Source organism: Desulfosporosinus metallidurans, assembly GCF_001936615.1.
GTDB lineage: Bacteria > Bacillota > Desulfitobacteriia > Desulfitobacteriales > Desulfitobacteriaceae > Desulfosporosinus > Desulfosporosinus metallidurans.
This window is the reverse complement of record NZ_MLBF01000072.1, coordinates 1-19,236: the sequence shown is the minus strand read 5'-3', so window position 1 is coordinate 19,236 and position 19,236 is coordinate 1. Positions and strand designations below refer to the sequence as shown.

17 protein-coding genes are annotated in these 19,236 nt (G+C 42.0%); 5 read left to right on the top strand and 12 right to left on the bottom strand.

Going from position 1 to position 19,236, the window contains the following annotated elements:
- Positions 1 to 931: 931 nt before the first annotated feature.
- Both DSOL_RS23430 and DSOL_RS23425 read left to right on the top strand, forming a co-directional pair.
- On the top strand, positions 932 to 1,156 hold the full coding sequence (locus DSOL_RS23430) for a hypothetical protein (protein WP_075367164.1): 225 nt from the start codon (positions 932 to 934) through the stop codon (positions 1,154 to 1,156).
- A gap of 101 nt (positions 1,157 to 1,257) precedes the next feature.
- Positions 1,258 to 2,406 carry an oxidoreductase gene (locus tag DSOL_RS23425; protein ID WP_075367163.1) on the top strand — a complete coding sequence of 383 codons (1,149 nt, stop codon included), beginning with the start codon at positions 1,258 to 1,260 and terminating at the stop codon, positions 2,404 to 2,406.
- A gap of 114 nt (positions 2,407 to 2,520) precedes the next feature.
- Here DSOL_RS23425 and DSOL_RS23420 read toward each other — a convergent pair whose 3' ends face one another.
- Positions 2,521 to 2,781, bottom strand: a complete 261-nt coding sequence (locus DSOL_RS23420; RefSeq protein ID WP_075367162.1) for a hypothetical protein — start codon at positions 2,779 to 2,781, stop codon at positions 2,521 to 2,523.
- 301 nt (positions 2,782 to 3,082) lie between these two features.
- On the bottom strand, positions 3,083 to 3,250 hold the full coding sequence (locus DSOL_RS28210; protein ID WP_170871601.1) for a hypothetical protein: 168 nt from the start codon (positions 3,248 to 3,250) through the stop codon (positions 3,083 to 3,085).
- Positions 3,251 to 3,390: 140 nt separating this feature from the next.
- Here DSOL_RS28210 and DSOL_RS23415 point away from each other — a divergent pair, with 140 nt between their 5' ends.
- Both DSOL_RS23415 and DSOL_RS23410 read left to right on the top strand, forming a co-directional pair.
- Positions 3,391 to 4,539, top strand: a complete 1,149-nt coding sequence (locus DSOL_RS23415) for a helix-turn-helix domain-containing protein (protein WP_075367161.1) — start codon at positions 3,391 to 3,393, stop codon at positions 4,537 to 4,539.
- A 3-nt stretch (positions 4,540 to 4,542) separates the two neighbouring features.
- Positions 4,543 to 5,049, top strand: coding sequence for a PIN domain-containing protein (locus DSOL_RS23410; protein ID WP_075367160.1), 507 nt, complete (start codon positions 4,543 to 4,545; stop codon positions 5,047 to 5,049).
- A 311-nt stretch (positions 5,050 to 5,360) separates the two neighbouring features.
- Here DSOL_RS23410 and DSOL_RS23400 read toward each other — a convergent pair whose 3' ends face one another.
- Positions 5,361 to 6,074, bottom strand: coding sequence for a ParB N-terminal domain-containing protein (locus tag DSOL_RS23400; RefSeq protein ID WP_075367158.1), 714 nt, complete (start codon positions 6,072 to 6,074; stop codon positions 5,361 to 5,363).
- 431 nt (positions 6,075 to 6,505) lie between these two features.
- Positions 6,506 to 6,676 carry a hypothetical protein gene (locus DSOL_RS28205; RefSeq protein ID WP_170871600.1) on the bottom strand — a complete coding sequence of 57 codons (171 nt, stop codon included), beginning with the start codon at positions 6,674 to 6,676 and terminating at the stop codon, positions 6,506 to 6,508.
- A gap of 137 nt (positions 6,677 to 6,813) precedes the next feature.
- Between DSOL_RS28205 and DSOL_RS23395 the strand changes: the two genes are divergently transcribed.
- Positions 6,814 to 7,056, top strand: coding sequence for a helix-turn-helix transcriptional regulator (locus DSOL_RS23395; protein WP_075367157.1), 243 nt, complete (start codon positions 6,814 to 6,816; stop codon positions 7,054 to 7,056).
- Between the two features lie 546 nt (positions 7,057 to 7,602).
- On the opposite strand, the gene DSOL_RS23390 is transcribed toward DSOL_RS23395, so the two are convergent.
- From DSOL_RS23390 to DSOL_RS23355, 8 genes are all read right to left on the bottom strand, one after another.
- Complete coding sequence (locus DSOL_RS23390; RefSeq protein ID WP_075367156.1) at positions 7,603 to 8,388, bottom strand: hypothetical protein; 786 nt, start codon at positions 8,386 to 8,388, stop codon at positions 7,603 to 7,605.
- Between the two features lie 100 nt (positions 8,389 to 8,488).
- Positions 8,489 to 8,935, bottom strand: a complete 447-nt coding sequence (locus DSOL_RS23385) for a very short patch repair endonuclease (protein ID WP_075367155.1) — start codon at positions 8,933 to 8,935, stop codon at positions 8,489 to 8,491.
- 35 nt (positions 8,936 to 8,970) lie between these two features.
- Entirely contained in the window at positions 8,971 to 10,602 is a 1,632-nt protein-coding gene (locus tag DSOL_RS23380; protein ID WP_075367154.1) for a DNA cytosine methyltransferase, read from the bottom strand.
- Positions 10,599 to 12,683, bottom strand: coding sequence for an AIPR family protein (locus tag DSOL_RS23375; protein WP_075367153.1), 2,085 nt, complete (start codon positions 12,681 to 12,683; stop codon positions 10,599 to 10,601). Before DSOL_RS23375 ends, DSOL_RS23380 begins: the two co-directional genes overlap by 4 nt.
- A 5-nt stretch (positions 12,684 to 12,688) precedes the next feature.
- A complete protein-coding gene (locus DSOL_RS23370; RefSeq protein WP_075367152.1) occupies positions 12,689 to 13,630 on the bottom strand; it encodes a PD-(D/E)XK motif protein in 942 nt (313 codons plus the stop codon).
- Positions 13,627 to 16,401, bottom strand: coding sequence for a Z1 domain-containing protein (locus DSOL_RS23365; RefSeq protein ID WP_075367151.1), 2,775 nt, complete (start codon positions 16,399 to 16,401; stop codon positions 13,627 to 13,629). Before DSOL_RS23365 ends, DSOL_RS23370 begins: the two co-directional genes overlap by 4 nt.
- Positions 16,401 to 17,864, bottom strand: coding sequence for an ATP-binding protein (locus tag DSOL_RS23360; protein ID WP_075367150.1), 1,464 nt, complete (start codon positions 17,862 to 17,864; stop codon positions 16,401 to 16,403). Before DSOL_RS23360 ends, DSOL_RS23365 begins: the two co-directional genes overlap by 1 nt.
- 13 nt (positions 17,865 to 17,877) lie before the next feature.
- Positions 17,878 to 18,117 (bottom strand): methionyl-tRNA formyltransferase, encoded by a 240-nt coding sequence (locus DSOL_RS23355; protein ID WP_075367149.1) that lies wholly within the window; start codon positions 18,115 to 18,117, stop codon positions 17,878 to 17,880.
- Positions 18,118 to 19,236 lie beyond the last annotated feature (1,119 nt).

The window sequence follows — 19,236 nt, the reverse complement described above, 5'->3', positions numbered from 1 at the left end:
GTATTATTTATCAACCTTAGTACTTACTCAATGAGAAAACAATACTGGGAACGCCGGGTGTATTAATGATAATTATTAACTGGAATTCAAGAAGAGAATGATCACTCGCGAGGTCATAACGGATAATAAATGCCCATTTAACTCTTATTTCACAAATCACCTCCACATTGAAATACAACCACCGATGGACTGCTTATAAAGTCCAGATGTACCACGAACTTCCCCTTGCGCAAGGTCAGGATTACTATTTTTGATTAAAATAAAAACTCCGGTGCCCCTCAGGTCTTTACCATGATACAATCCCTTACAGAGATTCAAGCACGTTCAATAATGTTTGTATTTGGTTTAGAAAAATATTTCAAATTTCATTTATTACGTCTTTCCTTTTTAGTACCATTATGCAATGTACAATGCAATAGGACTGAACATATAATATATTATTTTTCTATATTTAGTCAATGCATTTTAATCAAAATATTTGAAATTTTTTCCTTGAATATAATAATCCTGTCAAATACTTCAAGAACCCTTCGGATTGATATAATCATCCCGAAGGGTTCTTTCACTATGTAGCACACGCTGTTTAATAACTTTGTGCTTGCTTTATATCTCATATTCAACTATTTGCGATTCTTTACTTTGTTCGTCATCAATATCAGAGCCAAACCGGAGTAATATCGGATATCACAGATTCAATTACTGCCTGGCCCTCGCTCCACAACCCCATGTAACGCTGAATAGTGGTATCGTCCAAGCAGTAATCCCCGTCAGTTCCGAAGAAAGCAAGACCCGACCGTCGTGTCGTCACTGCCCACCGGTGTCAGCATATATGTGTCACTGGTAATCTGGCTATAATCCCTATAGGGAACACCACCGATATTGGGGGTGTCCATCTTAAGTTTTTTACCGGCATTTAGGGCCAGCTATATCGGTGTCAACCGGCAAAGAAAAGGCTGCCGAGGTCGTTGATCCTGATGAAATGTTTGTTACAGCAACTGTAAACGCTGCCGATGTAGTATTGGTAGGTGTATCACTTAAGCACCAGGTAGCACTATTCGGTGATGAAAAACAGACAGGGACAACGCATCCCTCATTCGGTATTCTCCTGAAACTGCAGGACTACGCAAAAATATTAAAACCATTGCCTATGGACTGAATATATATTATATTCTTTATAGATATTTAGTCGGATAACCATTTAGTATGCTAGGCTATGATTTTCCGAGAATCTGAATCATTTAAAGAGAGGTGTATAAAATGTCTATTCCCTATCCGAATTTATTTTCAGAAGCGTCCATTGGAAATATGATTGTTAAAAACCGCCTTATACGTTCAGCCACCTTCGAAGAACTTGCCGATGAGCACGGAAATGTTACCGATGGTTATATTGAACTTCACCGCCGCCTTGCTTCAGGCGGAGTAGGTCTTATCATTACAGGCTATGCCCATCCAATAAAAAATGGCGGTCTTCCCCACATGATCGGAGTGGAAAGTGATGACTGCATTAAAGGACTTAGGAAAGTTGTAGAAGCAGTGCACAACTCAGGAGACGGCTGCAAGATCGCACTTCAGATAGGGCATTGTGGGAGACAATTCCCGCGTCGACTTCAAAAAGAGACCGTGGCTCCATCTGCCGTTATAGACCCTTCAACTGGCAGGATACCACGTGAAATGTCCTTTGAAGAGGTGGATAAATTTATTAAAGCCTGTTCCGCTGCTGTCAGACGGGCCAGGGATGCTGGATTCGATGCTGTGCAGTTTCATGCTGCGCATGGATGGCTATTAAGTTCATTTCTTTCCCCCCATACCAACCGGCGCCAAGATATGTACGGGGGTAGTACCGAAAACAGGGTCAGGGTACTTTCGGAGATATACAAGCATTCTGTAAAACAAGTCGGTTCAGATTTTCCGATTTTCGCTAAAATTAACGGCAACGATTTTGTTGAGGGAGGAATTGATCCGAATGAATCGCTACGCCTTGGAAAAATACTGTCTGAGGTAGGCTTCGCAGCCCTTGAAGTGAGTTGCTGTATGTGGGAAACGATAGTAAGAAGACCAGAAGAAATAGGGTGGCAACCAGCAGTATTACCGGAGTCACGCACAAATATAGTCACTAAGGAAAAGGAGGCTTATAATCGCGCATATACCCAATTATTCAAAGAGAAAATCGAAAACTGCTCTATTATCTTGGTCGGTGGCCTTCGCTCGGCGGATGTGATGGAAGAAATAGTCTCTCGTAAAGATGCAGATTTTGTTTCCTTGAGCCGTCCACTGATTCGAGAACCAGACCTTCCCTATTTGTTCAAGTCAGGAAGTAAGTCAGTGGCAGACTGCATAAGTTGCAATAAATGCATAACCAATAAAAAAAGACATGGCCTACACTGCTCAAATATAGAAAACATATAAGGCCTTTATCTAATCATAAGAATGTATTATTGATTAAAAGGTAAGCGCTTAATTGGTTCTTTCCAACTTTAGTTGATTTCTTGGTAATGTCATTGGATAACGTCCGATCAGTAATCACAAAGCACCGCCCCCGCCGTCCTTTTTGGTCAGGGCCAAAGTATCATTTTCGCTAACGTTATTTCCCTCAAGTGACATTAAAGGGCCCAAGACTCGGTTACGGTCGCTCAACTGGTAATTACTCCAATTCTTCTTTTCGCCGGCTGGAATGTTCTTTTTGATTATCTCTTCAACTTTCATTGCTTTGGGATAATCTTCAGATTTAGGAAGACCATCAACAATAATCGTAATATTAAGTTTGATTTCATTTCCACTCATATTAAGTTACCCTATCCTTTCAAATTTAGACTTTGAGTTAGGAAATTAACTAAAATCTCCGTAACTTAGCACAAGTCCAGCAGAAACTTCATAAAGTGTGGCGAACAAACATATAGTATATTTAATCAAGTCCCAAAGGAGAATTCGTTTTCCCTGGACTTGGCGAGTTAGTAAGGTTGCCAAGACCTTAACTATCCGCTTTGTTGCTTTAAAACACAAGAAAGTCACTCTAAGAAGAGCATCGGCCAGGATGTTCTTCTTACATTTCTAACACTTGCATAGTAAACCACCTCTTTCAAAGTTACTTTTCTTTAGTAACTCCTTTAAACGGGTTCCCGCCCAACTTAACATCCATAACTCTACCAGTCTTACTATCACGTTTCACCCACGAATCGTTTTTGGGGTTGTAAGCTTGAGAACGGTTGCACACTGCACCGTGTCTATGGTTATCACCTGAATTCTTGGCCAATTTGACACCCCCTCTCTTCGTTAGTAGGAAAATCAGTTTCGCAATATCATTATACAACCCAAATATTTCTTTGACAAGTTTGGTTATCATGTATTCAAGTATTGTTTTTTTGTATATAATAGAATAAAAGGGTGGTGTAAATGGACCAAAAAAATATTGGCGTGAACCTCCGCCGAATTCGTGAAGCCAAAGGTTTAAGTCAAGCACAAGTTGCCGATTCTGCCGGAATTTCTAGAGTTGCCTATCGGAATATCGAAAATGGCATCTCAACCCCAAAAGTATCGACCTTACAAAATATTGCTTCTGGCATTGGAGTAAAACTCCAAGATTTGTTCGTCCCGATTCGAACCTTAAATAAGGTGCGATTTCGAGCGTTGAAGAGAATGAATAGTCGGGACAATATATTGAACGAAGTAGCACAATGGCTTGACGATTATAATTATCTGGAAAATTTATTAAATGATCGTGAAGATTATCAATTTCATGACCTAGCCAACAAACTATCTTTAATGCATGACAGAACTAATAGAGCTAAATACGCAGCTGAGCAGGCTAGAGAATTATTTGGACTCAAAGTGAAAGAACCAATCCGCGATATCGCCGGTTTACTTGATTCAAGTGGGATAAAAGTATACCCCCTAAGTCTTGCATCCGATGGCTTCTTTGGCTTATCCGTTTCAGAAGAAGATGGGGGGCCTGCTATTATCGTTAACGTTTGGGAACGGATTTCTGTTGAGCGATGGATTTTCAGCGCTGCCCACGAGCTTGGACATTTACTTTTGCATTTTGACGCTTATGATGTGGGATTAAGCGCAGAAGAACCTGATCAGGAAGTAGAGGCTAATGTTTTTGCGTCCCATTTCTTAATGCCCGATGCTGCTTTTGAATCAGAATGGGCCGACGCTTATGGCTTGCCTTTTATTAGTCGTGTTCTCAAAGTAAAGCGAATATTTCAGGTTAGTTACAAGACAGTCCTGTATCGCCTTTCTGAAAGTTTAGAAAAATCTATATGGGGAAAATTTCAACATGCCTATAAATTAAAAACTGGCAAAACCCTAAGCATTACTGACGAACCTGAAGCTTTGTCCCCAGACAAATTCCAACAAACTCCAGAAGTATTGCGTTCCCTTGAACCAGACTCCTTATCATCGTCTCACTTTGTAGAAGATCGTTTATCCAGATTGGTCCGCAAAGCTATTGAAAGGGATGAAATTACCATGAGCCGTGGAGCTGAGATCCTCGGCCTTGATCTTGAAGCCATGCGAGAAATAGTTTCTTCGTGGGTATAATGAATGGCGGCAATTACAAAGAGTCGATTTTTGATATTAGATGCTAATATTCTTATTGATTTCTTAAAATGTGACAGAACGATTATTAAATTGATTTCTACTAACGTTGGTCAAGTATATTTAGCAACTCCTGTTTTAGATGAAATTAGCGAAATTAACGATAGTGATTGCGCTGAACTGGGAATTAAACTTGTCGAACCTGAACTAGACCAGGTTATGTTAGCCGCAGAGAAAAAAGGATCATTATCATTTCAAGATAACTTATGTTTAATTCTCGCCAAAAGTTTTGGTTGGACTTGTGTGACTAATGATAAACCATTAAGGCAAATGTGTGAATCTGAAGGCGTAACGCTAATTTGGGGCATTGAACTTATTTGTATGTTAGTGGAATCTGGCGGGCTCCCTGCCACACATGCTAGAGAGATTATACTAGATATTAATAGGATTAATCCGAAATACATCACAGCCAGCATTGTTGAAAAGGCCTTATTGAGGCTGGGATTTGGTTAATGGTAACCAAATCCAGTCTCGAAATGTGCTTAAAAGGTCAAAAGGCATGGACGAATTTGTCCATGTCTTTTGATATTCACTTAATCATAGCTTCAAATTTAATTATTAACGGCGTGACCAATCCCACCTGTTCGTATTTGATCTTGCTTTTTCCAGACACTTCTCAAATACTGCCACAATCTGTTTCCGTTGCAGTGGAGTGGCGTTTTTCATTAGATTATGTGAAACAATATTAGCTAATTCGTTAGCCTCTTTAATAATAAAATCCGTGCATTGCTCAATTAATGAGTCATCCTGCGTAATTCCAGAAACTACAGCCTCAATATCAACAATCTTTTTGCTTCTTTCTGCTTAAAGGTATTATAAATGATGGTTTTGTGAACTGCACGCTTGACGGCTCTTTCTGGCAGCCTACTAAATTCGACGACCTTCGTTAAGTATTCAATTGCCCCCACATGATAACCAAAAATTTCTGAACTATTCCGGTTGAGCTCATCGACTATCTGATAAAAAATTCTACCGGGAACACGGGTTTGCATTCTATCTAAAGCTAAAAGTGCCTCGTGGCCAAGCTTTAAGGACTTAATAATGTCCTTATACTCCTGAGGTATATCACGAATCTTTTCGTATTTACGAACTACTGCCCGGGCAATGCCAGTTTCCTTTCTAATCATGTTGATATCCCACTGCAGACCTAACAACCAATGGACGTAACGGATCCGTTCTGAACTGCGCATTTTTTGCTTATTGTAGTCCCGACGCAACCGCTTTGCGATGCGGTAAGCAGGGTCCGAAACTGGTTCGATAGTACATTGGACACTTTCCCATCCGAGGTGAACCAGACTTATATACCTCTTATAGCCGTCTACAAGAATATAGTGATCGTTGATTAGCCCCTCGACGATTAATGGATTGTCCAATTTGTTTATTCTAATATCGGCTGTTAATCGCGTATCCTCTTTACATGCAAATAAAGGGTCCAGAAATATTTGGGACAATCTAATCCAATTAATATGCCCGGGCATAGGAACACACCCCCAATCCTCCTAAGGAAAGGTTATGTGAGAAATAAATTGTCCTATTCTCTAATCGTCAAGTCTCACTACTCCTGAAAATTTTCGTTTCGCTTACTAGACATAAAGAAAATTATGATACTTTTAGCGCTGAGTCTTCATGACACAATTGAAACCTATGCCAAGCAAATTCTAGTCTACACGTCAAATTAAACCCCAATCACTCTTGGCCGTAAATCAATCCTATAATTGAGAAACTCCTTTAACTCTTCATCATCTTGAAAGTGAGTTGTTAGGAACCTTAAGAGATCTTTTTGCGAGCCCCGTAGATTAATTCCGTTGAAAATTTCGCCCCTTTTAAAACCTTAACGCCATAGACACTATCTTGATCCGCACATTTTACGCTCCTCATAAAATTCTTTATGATTGTTTAAAAATGATCATCATGCTTGATCACTACCCTTCTCTTCTGGACTAGAATTTTTAAGCAAAATAACCGGGCTTTCTTCTTTAGAATAATCGTGTTCTCCTTGCTGCTGCGCTTCTACAAGAATATCAACAGCATTTGCCACTTTGGCGGCAAGTTGAAAATACATTTCCTTATAATCTGGCACGTGAAATACACCTCTCTGCATAATTAGTGTTATATAACTAATTATGACACATAATATACCTTAGTGCTATATCACTAACAAAACTTATTCTTCTTCTGTATGCTTTAATTAGTGATAACTCACTAGGAGGTGTATTCATGGATACGAGAAAAGCAGTAGCGAATAGAATTGTTGAACTATGCAAAGCAAGGAATATAACGCCCAATGCTTTGAGCTATCGTGCCGCCGTACCGCAATCGACTATAAAAAGCATCCTAAATGATGAGAGCCTGAACCCTGGTATTGTAACCATTAAAAAGTTGTGTGATGGTTTAGAAATCTCACTGTCGGACTTTTTTAACACGGATGTCTTTAGCAATTTAGAACAAGAACTCACGTGAATCTCCAATATTAACGCTGCATCTCCCGAAATCTTTAACCTTAAATGCTTTTTGTTTTGGTTGGCTTTCCCGCCAAGCAGACCTAAAACGCATTTTTGAATTATCAGTCCCCATTCTCTTCTGCTTCATGAAGAGTCTCTTCTGGCTCAATTTCACTAGCTGGATACTCCTCATTTCCCGCTATTTTTCACCAGGCGCACGTTAGGAAGAGCTCACTAACATGCTGCCAAGTATGACTTTCTAGGCTTTTATAATTTCAGATTAGTTACCCATTGTGTTGAGTTCGTACCCCAGGGGATACCCCATGGGAAGGTTGACCACAGGGAAGCCTTTCCTCGAGTACTACTGAAATGCGATGAACCATATTGGCTTTGAAAATCGTCAAAGCCCAGACAGGTAAATGAAGAAGCAAAAGGCGGGTTTAATAGGAAAACTTGTTGAACCATACCCCAAACCTATACGGAAAAGCAAAGGAGAGGCGTTGTCCTGCAAGGGATATTCGCCTCTCTTTAACTGTCTCTTTACCACTTTCGTTTAAATCTTTATTCAATTATCTTTATGCTTAAAAACAGCCTTAGCATACATAAATTCATCAATGGCAACCTTAACGTGTATATAGATGCCGTCAAGCCAACAAACATATCTGTAGTTGTCATTTTGAACATCGATCCAGTCCATTACAGCGAAAGGCCTTGTAATTTCTCCTGTACCTTCTGTAGCAGACATTACTGGCTCGAGAACATAGATTTGATTAAATGCTCGAGAGCCTATGACAGGCAGGATGTTATCATTCATAGGAATGAAGTCATCCCAAGAATCAATTTCTTCAGTTGTCATGTTTGGTCGAAATGTATAGGAAACATATTCAGGAATGCCTTCCCAAGAGTCAGTATGGAAACCAGTAGTAAGTTCATATGTTATGTGGCATACTGCAAGCTTTATCAGGATTCTGGCAATTTTATCGTCAAAATGAATTTCACCAGAACTGACGCATTCTTCAAATTTCCGTTGCGCCTCCATAACCTCTTTTCTTTCTGACAGTTTTGTCTTCGATTTATACGAGCAATGATGTTCATACGCCTCGACAAACGCTTTTGTGTACAGTTCGTCAGAAGAAAATCCGTTATTGCATCTTTCACACGCAGGGACTACAGGCAAATCGGATGGGTATGGCTTGGTAAGAAAAACTTTCGAAGGACAATGCTCTCTTGTGTTGGCTGGCTCACCGCAATATACACATTGCATATCCGAACCGCGCTTGAAAACGACTCTTGGCCGATAGTCGTCAGGACCCCAATATTTGTTGAAGTTGAAGTTATCAGCTTCATCCATTTTCAGCACCTCTGTTAAGCAAACAATATTACTTATCTTGAAGTAGCACCCCGCTCCATCCCGTCGTAATCCCGTGGTGGAGAATTTAATAAATAAAAATTTAAAATCCTTCGTGGCGGAGCTTTTCGAAACTTTTGGTTATCTGAAGATACAAATGCTCAAGCCGCTCATCTCTGACAGCCTTTTTCAGTTCACATTCCCAGACGATAAGCACATCCCACCCATCTTTTCTGAGAGCCATGTAGTTTTCCTTATCACGATTGCGGTTTTTCTCAAGCTTCGGTTCCCAGTAGTCCTGATTGGACTTTGGAAGTATAAAATCAGGACATCCTTCGTGACAATGCCAGAAACAGCCGTTTATGAACACAGCTGCTTTGTATTTCGGAAGAAGAATATCAGGATGACCAGGATACCTCTTGTCATTTTTTCTGAACCTCAGTCCTTTGGAAAAAAGAAATTTCCGCACCATGGTCTCCGGTTTTGTGTTCCGGCTTCTGATTTGCGACATATTATAACTTCTGGTTTCTTTAGAATGCGTATCTGCCATATGACCGCCTCCGAAATGGCTCCTCTCCGGTCAAGCTATTTACTTTCACAATCCAGATATCCGCACAGATGCTCTGCTATCGCCTTTGCCAAAATTGGCGGCACTGCATTGCCTACCTGCTGATATTGTGAATCCTTAGTTCCGCAGAATACGAAACTGTCAGGGAACGTCTGTAAGCGCGCTGCTTCCCGAATACTGAGGGCGCGGTGTTTTACCGGATGAATCCACATAGATTTTCGGACATTGACAACTGTTCCAGATGGTTCATCGTACTTTAAACGCAGATAAATAGTATTCTGAGTGCGCTCCGTATCAGAGTAAGTGGTTTTAAGTTCTGGCGGCAAGCTGTGAAAATTCTCTCCTTGCTTAATCGCCATAAAACGCTTCAGTGCGTCTGGGGTTGTTGCAGTAGAAACGTGATTGCAGAGATTTTTTGAGTCACGCAGTTGTTTTCCAAGCTCACTTATGTCTTTCAGAGCGTCAGGCACCTGTATTCCTTGATCACCGTCAGACACCTCAGTTGCCGTTTCAATTTCCTCTAAGTCCTTAATCGCATCTTTAACCGTACGGTAGTTTGCTTCAGTGAACGTACCGGTTGGAAGCTTAACATCAGCACATATGGATTTTTTTACACCGATAAGAACAAAGCGCATCCGCTTTTGAGGCGCACCAAAGGAAACGGCCGGTAAAACGCCATAATTTATGCAGTATCTTGTGCTTGTGGCTCCCAGAATGGATTCAATATAGTCAATCACCGCCATAGAAGTGACATGGGCAACAAGACCATCCTCTGTTGAATAGTGGTCAACCACGATACGGTTATCCAATATTTCCTTTGCCTTTGAGAGCATTCTCTGGAGCATAATTGCTGGCATGATCGCCCTGCAAACTCTTTCGGCGGCCTCGTAGGTTGCGGAAACGGTAAAATAACTTTGTATTGCCACACCTGCATCATATGAGTGTTTCAAAATAGAGTCGTTTTCATCAAATGCCGCAATAAGGTTGTTCGCGAGAGCAAGAAGCCTTTTTTTGTGTGTTTCCAACGAAGCGCAAAGCTTTTTAGGATTATTAAGTGTTTTGAATACTACATTGAGCGATAAATAGTCGTTCTCTTTCCATAGATAACTTGAAATCCGTGCCATGTTTTTTGCAATATCAGCAATACCCGGAAATATGAACTCTGACTCAAGAAGCCGAATCTCTGAGGGGGTGGTTTTAATGCTGTATTTTTTTATAGTTTCCGCATCGGTTTCATCCACATAAAAACGGTGAATATCCGACTGCAGCATGCTCACGTTCTCCATCACGAAAGCTTTCGGATTCAGATGAAGGACGACCTGGACGAACTTCTTTACGAGTGAATTATTTTGGCTGATGGCATGATTTTTCTGCCGATTTACATTGGAAAACCCTTGGCACGGTGGTCCTCCGATGACAACGTCTACTTTGCCTAGTTTCACTTTTACGTCATCGCCAAGGGCTTCGGCAACGTCATTATAAACCGCAGTATTTCCATGGTTACGCTTATAAGTTTTCTGTGCATTTTGGCTGTTCTCAAAGGCCGCCTTTATGGAGAATCTGCCTGTTTGAAGAAATCCATAGCTAAGCCCGCCTGCGCCGGCAAACAAATCCACAACGCTGTACTTTGATTCTGTGTTAGAATTCATAGCTTGAATCCCTCCTCCTGTAACCGTTCCAGCACAGCAAGAAGTCTTTTGCATTGGATCGAGGTTGGTATCTTTTGAGGTATCTGACATGCAATTCGTAAGGCAGTGTGTTCATCTGGCGTAATAAGCCGCCTGCTCGTGGCAAAACTCAGAGCGTTTTGCCATTGCCTTTGAGGAAGTTCTATAATCTTAGTCATAATTTCTGTATCCGAATCTATCCGCTGGTCATACTTAGCTTCCCTTTCAGCGACTTTTAGCTCTTCTCGCCCGATAAGGCATGCCTTAATTGCAGATGATAATCTGTACTCAACACTTTGAATGCTTTTCCAACACCCTTCTTGTTTACACCACTGGGTGACGTTTTCAACTCCTCTTTTCGGATTCGTCAGCTTATCATAAACAAGTTCTGATAACTCGGTCAGAGCACTGGCAACAGCATCCGGGACGTTTTGACGTGTCCAGATATTCATCAAATCCAAATCCATTCCCGGAAACTGTTTCTGTATAAGCTTATGTAATAGAGCAATTGTATAGGTTACAATATTGGCACGATAGCCTTGGGAATACCATGGCTGACGTGTCACCATCAGTTCACTATACCTAAATATCATGACTAAAGCAACGCTTTCTTGAAAATACTTTTCGTTGAAAACAAGTCCGTCATCAGACGCTTCCCACTCTTCACTTGTCATTTTCGCAAACTCGGCAAAGTTCGTTTGCGCACCCCGGCTTACAGTATAAGGCAAACCCTTCCATGTGTTCCGAACCTTTGCAAGGTCAGTTTTCGTTATGAGCTGATTCTTCGGATGCTGGAGAAGGAACTTCTTTTTCTCACCAGCAGTCATTCGCATCTGCTTCTGCAGATACTGCCCGCGTGCCCGCTCATAAAACCATTTCGTTTCGTGCTGAAGACCGCCTACTGCTCTTGCGTACAGGCGCTGAGAGAATCTCTCCATACGTACATGGAACGGATGGGTTGAGAAGAAATCAGCATCACTGACTTTGTTCTGACTGTTAGAGGAACGTGAAATGCTCTGAACAAGCTCGGTTGCTTCCTCTTCCAGTGTCCTCTCAATTACTGTCAGCTTCATTTGAACAAAGACGGTGCTTAAATCAACTTTATCGCGGAACCTCGCGTTTGAAAGCGACGCAGTAGTCTGCCCGCCGTTAATTATCTGAAAGTCTCTCGCAGAAACAAGAAATTGCCACTGTGAGTTGGATTCAATTTGAATATCCATTGCGGTAGCAGAAATACCGTTATTGTATGCAAAGAACCTTTCAGGGCATTGCAGAATAGTAGCACGGATTTTTTTGTTTACTGCTACTTTTGTGGATAGAAACGACCGTACGTTGCCTTCCAGCAAACCGCTTCCATATTTATCATAAATATCTGCCAAGAGAGCACCAGGAATAATGCACAGATAACTCTTAAAATCTTTTGTCTCAGTACCGCTTGCCTCCATGCAAGGAATGCCTTGCTCGGAATACTCTTTGAAGTCAATCTCAATAATGTGCCTTCCCGTTTCTGAACCGCAAACCTTGAATAAACGGTTAATGTCCCATATTTGACACTCAGACGGGACCCCGTCGATATCAGCAGACTCGAGTATGGTTATTGCTGTGCTGATAGAAGCAGTCGTGAAAATCAAAAGCTGGTATTTGCGAATTTCCTTGCGCTTTTCTCGCAGTAAGTCAACTAAATCGGAGCAGGGTCTGCTCATCTCAACTTCACGGTGAAGGGCGGAGTTCAGCATATGGTCTACGAAAGCTCTTAGCCGATCCTGCAATTGTCCGGCCTGAGTTCTGGTAAGCACCCGCTCGCTTTCAGAAGCATCATAGTCGGCGATTATCAGGCTCATAGTTTTGTCAAACTCATCGTATGCATATCCGTCAACTCGCAACTTTCGGCTGCGCTTTCCTGTTCCCTCAAAGTAGGCAGCGGTGAAGTCCATCAGAAATTCTGCTTCCTGCAGATACTGAGCAAAAGCGCTTACGAATGACGCGCTGGAACCCTCGCCGGTAGCTTGCGCCTCGGCTTTAACTCCTTCTATGAAATCTTTTCGGAATTCCAGTGCGTCCATATTGTTCACCCTTTCAGCCAGTCTGCCAACGAGGACAAGCTTAATTCGTAATGCAAAGTTTCAACTTGTGATGGAACGTTTTGTCTTATAAGCCTTGGGAACGTGTCGTTCACGCCGTACCGCTGCGAACCGGAGCAGTAATATTTCTGTTCGGAATATTCCTGTAAATCGATGTAGCCGTATGTACTCAGTTTTGAGCGAAATAAGTCCAGTTCATCTGAGGCATCAGTTAAATTGCTGCTGATCTGCCTTACTGCATCGTTAAGGGACAATGCTCCCGCCTTATCGGGGGCGGTCTTATCAATACGCATTATCACAAGCTCACCTTCACCGGTGCAGTCAAGCTGCTCAAGTGAAGAAATAGTCACGCTCGCTGCAGAGGCACCAACGCTTTTTACTTCGTGCCAGCAATCTTCATATACAAAGTCTTGATCTGCACCATCTGCACCTACCCACCCCTGTATCGCTGTCAATGCGGGATCGCCTTCTTTAATGCGTTCCTGTAAAAACAGGAGTTCACCCAGTAATCCTTTGCGGCTAGTCTCATCCATCAGCCCGCTTCTTTGTGATTCCAGCAACCGGCTCCATTGCTTGTAGCGGCTGATAACCAGTGCCAATGCTTCTTTTTCATTTGACGCCGAGCGCGAATGCTCAATAATATCAGAACAAAGAATGGCAAATACGCCTTCTTGCTCGTTTCGCAGAAGTTCAAACGAAAGCGTCCAACGGTTATCGGTCTCTCTCTTGCGGAGAATTACTGCCATAGATTTCGAGGATTCTATTGTTCCAATATCCGTGGCACAAACAAGCAACAGGGTCTTTTGGCTTATTGACTGGTATCCAATGTGCCATTCAAGCGGATGCTGGGTATCAATCTGCAAAAATCCGCCGTCCTTGTAGCCTATTCTGTTCCATTGCCTTTGGAGGATTTCAGGTGTTGTTCTCATTCATCATTATCCTCCTCCGAATCATAGTAACTGCTCAGTTCAACCATATTAACCATATAACTTGCTGTTTCTTCGGGTAACCCTGTAAATGGGAAGCCTGCACCAAGTGCGAAAAGAAAATCCGGCACTTGGCAGCCTTCTTCGATTTGTGTCCGCACCTTGCCATTTTTATCGATGCTGATTCTGTCAACGGCTATTACGTGCAACATTAAAATAGGAGCACGTCCTTCGATTAGGTAAGTACTGTCGGAAACATTAGTTTTGCCAGGGTGCTCCCGTATGAAAGCCGCTTCAGCATCTTCCCGCTGCTTTTTCGTCAACCCCAGCTTTGTTGCACCGCCAGAGCCTACACGAACCTTGGTTCCGCTGATACTGATTTGTTCTCGAGTCGCAATAATGGTGCGCTTTTCTGGTCTTATCATCAGTTGCTCAGAACCGCAATACAATTCTGTATATTCGTCTTTTACAGAGCCTTCGGCAATAACAACATCCCATTTGGAATTACCCATTTTATCTCTGATAAAGTCTGCAAGTGCCTGCCCTTGGAACGAGAGGTGCCATGGGTGAGTTTTGAAATCACGGAGAAGCTGCTCGACTTCGTCTTTGTTAACACCCTCCCAGAAATAACGTGCGTCTTCACGAGTTGTTCGTTGCCCTATAATATCCAGCCGACGGACAAAATCCATGAATACATCCTCATTAGCTTTCAGAGATGCATCATCGGATTTTAGCCGCGGAGTTTCCAGCAAGCGCCCGGAAACAGTGACAGGGCGTTTGACCATCGTCCCTGCCCGCATCTTGTTTCTTGCAGTGACGATTAGGGAAGCAGGGTCCTGACGAACCTTCAACCCGAACTCCAACGGCGTGAGGTTGGCGTTCTTCATCCTCGCTATTTCGAGCTTGAGTTCCTCCGCTGCTGCTGTTATGTATCCGTACCAGTCGATGGCCTCCACGCTTATCCAAATCTTAAACAGGTCATCGTATCCGAGACGATAACCGAACCAACGCCCCATTTGCAGCAATGTGTCATACATTTGTGATCTCCGGTAGAAATAACTGACGCAAAGCCCTTCAAGTGTTAACCCTCTGGACAGGCTGTTGCCGCCAACTGCGATAACACGCAGGCCATCCTCTCGATGATTGAAGTAATCAAGACTTGTAGCTCCGCTCTCCTGGTTGACTGCCCGTACATCTATCGGTGCTGCAGCCTTAAACAAATACTCCGAAAGAAACTTGTGCCACGGCATTGGATTACCCGGCAAACCAGCTTTTCTGCTTAGTAAATACTTGTCCCAGACAGCTTTCAAGTAGGCTATGCCTGGTATTTTACTGCTTTCTGTTTCAGACAAACGCGAGTAGTTTTGCAAATCAGAACGCATTTGCAAAATCCACTCAGTTGCCAGATCACGGATTTGATTTTGAACATTCGTAAATCTGCTGACATGAATCATCATGGAGCGATGAGCCTTGAAATCTCCGCTCACATCACGAATACCGTTTATAAGCAGGAAATACGCCATAGCTTCTTTCATGCTCGGAGGCAACTCGGTGACCGGATGCCCTTTTTTATGGCTGAACGGAAAAAAGGCATTCATTTCTTGCGGGTGTAATTCTTCAAGCGCATCTCTGAAAGGTGCTTCTACGCCAAAGATACTATCTGCCCCAATATAGTTCGACGGCGGTGCCAGAGAGTATATGAAATCCCGCGGGAACAGATCATCTCCACGCATGTCGTCAGTGGTATCAGGATTAATGAAAATATTCGCATATGGTGTCGCGGTTATACCTAAATATGACGCTTGCCGAAACAACGCCAAAAGTGTCCGAACAGCTTGGTTGATAGCCGTCGGGTCTTCGTCCTCTTTTTTGGTGTTGACAGAAGCGTTATCAGCCTCGTCGTCAATCAGGAGCATAGGCAAATCGATTTTTTGCCCCGTAACTGCGTTGTTATTGCGCAGCCACCGAATGAGATTATTGAGGATACTCTTATTCTTCTTAACAACAAATACGACAGGATCGCTGACACTGAGCAGCGACAGGTCGTTACTCTTCAGTATATTTATATCAAAATCCTTGACTACAGATGTGAAAGAAGCAATGCGTTTATTCGTTCCGTATCTTCCAACGCCGACGGGTTCATTCCTGATTTCCTTCTTAGTTGGGTCAAGGAAATATTCGCTCTTCCTGCCAGAAAATTCTGCATCCAGCCGTTCCTGCGTTTGCTGACGCAGATTTTCCATCATACCCGCAAGCACAATGATAACCCGGTAGCCCGTGTCTGCCGCCTTGTTGCAGATGGCTGTGTAGTTTGCGGTTTTTCCTGATTGCACATCACCCAGTACAAGGCCGCGCCGCTGAAAATCGTTTTTCGCTTTCGGGTCACCCAGAAGGTCGACAATCTCATCAGAAACACGCCCAAGATTTCCAGTTACCCTTGGATTCCAGTGTTTTATCTCTTCAAGATACTTTTTATATCTGTTCCAAAAGAAGAAGTCGAGCTCAGAACGCCGTGACGGGAGCCAAGATTGATGCGGGCGTTTGTCATCCTTAATCACCACACCAATATCCATGACAACAACTATGTTGGCTTTGAGCCTTCGCTTCAAGTCCTCAAATTCGTGATCCGTCACAGGACAAAATGAGGCAAGTGACTGTCTGAGCGTGTCAGCTATCTTGTCAAATTCCGCTTCACTGGGCGGGACTTCCTTGAATTGCGTATTTATGTTTGAGGAAATCATTCCCTCCAATTGTTCTGCATTAGTCACAGTCATTATATAGCACCTCCCTTTTGATACCTCTCAATGATTTTAGGATAATTTACAAATGGATCGGACACGGACAGTCTGTCCAGCAACTCTTTTTTAGCTGCAACTGAAGGCATCTGGTCAAGAAGCAATTTCAGCATGCTTTCTACTTCATTCGCCGTGACTTCAGTTTCATTCTCAAACGGTTTTTCTGATGTTAAGTCGAGGTATAGCTGATTAAGCGGAATACCGTTTTCAATAGCCTTTAATAATACTTCGACATTCCGCTTTATTTGCAGCGGTGCCTCTAAGAACATCTCTACTAAAGGGTGGTCACGGTTAATGCCGTAGAAAAAGCCTCCTTGTGTTCCCTTGAACCGCTGCCAAATATGAAAGACAGAATCATTTGTTTCTTTTTTCCCCCTGAATACCCACGTCTGCTTGCTGCGTTCCGCCATCCGCTCAATAATGGATTCCAGATTGTTCCTGACAATCTCAGGGGGAATTGCCGTTGATTTTTTAATATCTATCGTCCAGAAACTATCCAAATCATTTGGTATATCAACCTGAATACGAGCCAGCTTTGAAAGCTCGCTCTGGCGCATCATGCGAAACCATGTCCCCCAAACCAAAAGGCGTTTATTCCTGTATATATAAAACCCTTGGCTTTTACGCAAACCCTCTTTACCCCCAAGTTCCTCTATCTCATCGGCAGATAAGTTTGAAATGTGAGGGAGTATGTATGGACGGACAACTACTTTTGCACCTTCGATAAATAACTCCTCATCAGCCATTACCTGTGTGTTTCTGCGTATCAGGAAAGGGTCGGAATAGTTAATCGGGGTACCGTTCATTTTAATCTGAAGCTTTTTCAGCCCGGTTTCTCCGCTGAGGTATCGATGGAACACCAGAGAGAGGTGGGCACGGACTTCATCCATCTTTCTGCCCATAGAGCGGTCAAAATTCAATTCGCCGACTTTGAGCCTGTCAAGATTCTGCCACACAACCAGTGTGCCGCTTTCAAATTCACGCAGATTATCAATGCGAGGTATTCCGTTAATTTCTTCTTCAGTTTCCAACACAATGAGCGACCAATCTCCAGTTTTGATTACATGGTCAATATCCCAGCGGCAGACTTCAATGCTGCCGTCTTTTTTGCTGGCAACTGTCAATGTACGGCACTGTGACAAAGAAGCTGTTTTTAACCCCAGCCCGAAACGACCTAAATCTGTAGCCGCTCGTTTGTCATTCGGATTTTGGCTGCCATAGCGCATTGCAGTCTCAAGCTCACCAGCATTCATTCCGTAACCGTTGTCCAGTATTGCTATGTATGAATCCCCTATCGGGAAGAAGAAGATTTCTGCGCACGAAGCCGATGCCGTGATACAGTTATCCACAATGTCGGCAATTGCCGATTCTAATGTATAGCCGATAGCGCGAGTAGACTCAATAAGCGTCGATGCATGCGGCGGCAGGATTATACTTTTCATGATTCGCCGCCTCTTAACCTAATGAAAATTCACGTTTCAAAATATCAAGAAGGATTTTTGCCATCGATTTATCCAGCTGAATTGATTGGCTCACTTTTTCTGGCATCGCACGCTCTGCAGTTCCATATGTATCAATCTGAAAATATTTTTGCCCGCTCTCTTCAAATACAGTAAATGTTGCAACAGTAGGTTTATGAACAGTATTTCTATACTTTTCAATCTTATTAAATTGTTCTGGTTGAATTAGTGCCATTTTCTTTCTCCTTAAAACATAATCTGGTAATTAAATTTGAATAATCTGAATATAGCGCCTCGACTTAATGTTTTATCTTGGATTATCATATAAAACTTTCCACATCTTTCCTTGATTTCCTCCTAATATCGTGGAAATATTTCATAAAAAAACAAAAAGGCCAGACCGTATAGTCTAGCAATCTATAATACCTTTCGTCTATTATAAAATGGTTTTCAAATCATACTTCATTTAACCCAAACCACTAAGTCACGAAGGACAACTAACCTTCGAAACTGACCTTTCTTTAAAAGGACTCCCCACTCGACCACCAGCTAAGCTTTAGCAATGCGGCTATTTCTTCTTGAGCTTAGCTGGGCGCGGGCGGCGGGGGGAGGATTGCTGTATACGGAATAAGCCGAGATTCAAATGCTTGGATACAAAGCCAGAGTTCCATCTTAATCCCTGTATCCTACTCTTTACCGTAGTTTATTTATTGGTACTTCCCATTATTAGCCTAATCCGTATTCATGATCACCTTTTCCCTAGTTAACGTAACAATAGATAATTAAAATTTTCCGTTGACAAATATAAACTTGTCAATGATGTTTAGCTTAACAGACTATAGAAACTATTCGGATAATCTTCTTTTTTTCTTGTTTACATTTATAAACTTTTTCTCAAACTTTTCTACTAACTTTCCCTGTATATAATATTCAATTATTATTATCTCATTAGGTAAATCAATTTCATAATATATACCCAATGAATATCCACAAACATGTCTTGGGTAAGTTTTTTCACCATAAGACCAAATTTCATTTGTACTTGTAGATTTAGTTAACGCGATCAATCTATTTCTATCTTGATTTTTTTCTTCATTTGATCGGTAGGATTTTTTCATTTCTAAAGCTAATAAATTATCGTAATTTTCATTTTCTCCTCTACTATGGACTATGAGATCACAAGTAATATTAATGATTTCTTCTTTATCATTAATAATTGTCTATACGTGACCAGCATTTCTATTATATTCAACATCAACATGATAATTTTGATACTTCTTATTTTTTTGTATTTCTTTTTCTATAAATGGTTTTAATGATGCACATATACAACGTTCTGCCACATCAGACTGTA

Coding starts and splice junctions, on each gene's coding strand:
- DSOL_RS23425 (WP_075367163.1), top strand. CDS start 1,258: ATGTCTATTCCCTATCCGAATTTATTTTCAGAAGCGTCCATTGGAAAT.
- DSOL_RS23420 (WP_075367162.1), bottom strand. CDS start 2,781: ATGAGTGGAAATGAAATCAAACTTAATATTACGATTATTGTTGATGGT.
- DSOL_RS23415 (WP_075367161.1), top strand. CDS start 3,391: ATGGACCAAAAAAATATTGGCGTGAACCTCCGCCGAATTCGTGAAGCC.
- DSOL_RS23410 (WP_075367160.1), top strand. CDS start 4,543: ATGGCGGCAATTACAAAGAGTCGATTTTTGATATTAGATGCTAATATT.
- DSOL_RS23400 (WP_075367158.1), bottom strand. CDS start 6,074: ATGCCCGGGCATATTAATTGGATTAGATTGTCCCAAATATTTCTGGAC.
- DSOL_RS23395 (WP_075367157.1), top strand. CDS start 6,814: ATGGATACGAGAAAAGCAGTAGCGAATAGAATTGTTGAACTATGCAAA.
- DSOL_RS23390 (WP_075367156.1), bottom strand. CDS start 8,388: ATGGATGAAGCTGATAACTTCAACTTCAACAAATATTGGGGTCCTGAC.
- DSOL_RS23385 (WP_075367155.1), bottom strand. CDS start 8,935: ATGGCAGATACGCATTCTAAAGAAACCAGAAGTTATAATATGTCGCAA.
- DSOL_RS23380 (WP_075367154.1), bottom strand. CDS start 10,602: ATGAATTCTAACACAGAATCAAAGTACAGCGTTGTGGATTTGTTTGCC.
- DSOL_RS23375 (WP_075367153.1), bottom strand. CDS start 12,683: ATGGACGCACTGGAATTCCGAAAAGATTTCATAGAAGGAGTTAAAGCC.
- DSOL_RS23370 (WP_075367152.1), bottom strand. CDS start 13,630: ATGAGAACAACACCTGAAATCCTCCAAAGGCAATGGAACAGAATAGGC.
- DSOL_RS23365 (WP_075367151.1), bottom strand. CDS start 16,401: ATGACTGTGACTAATGCAGAACAATTGGAGGGAATGATTTCCTCAAAC.
- DSOL_RS23360 (WP_075367150.1), bottom strand. CDS start 17,864: ATGAAAAGTATAATCCTGCCGCCGCATGCATCGACGCTTATTGAGTCT.
- DSOL_RS23355 (WP_075367149.1), bottom strand. CDS start 18,117: ATGGCACTAATTCAACCAGAACAATTTAATAAGATTGAAAAGTATAGA.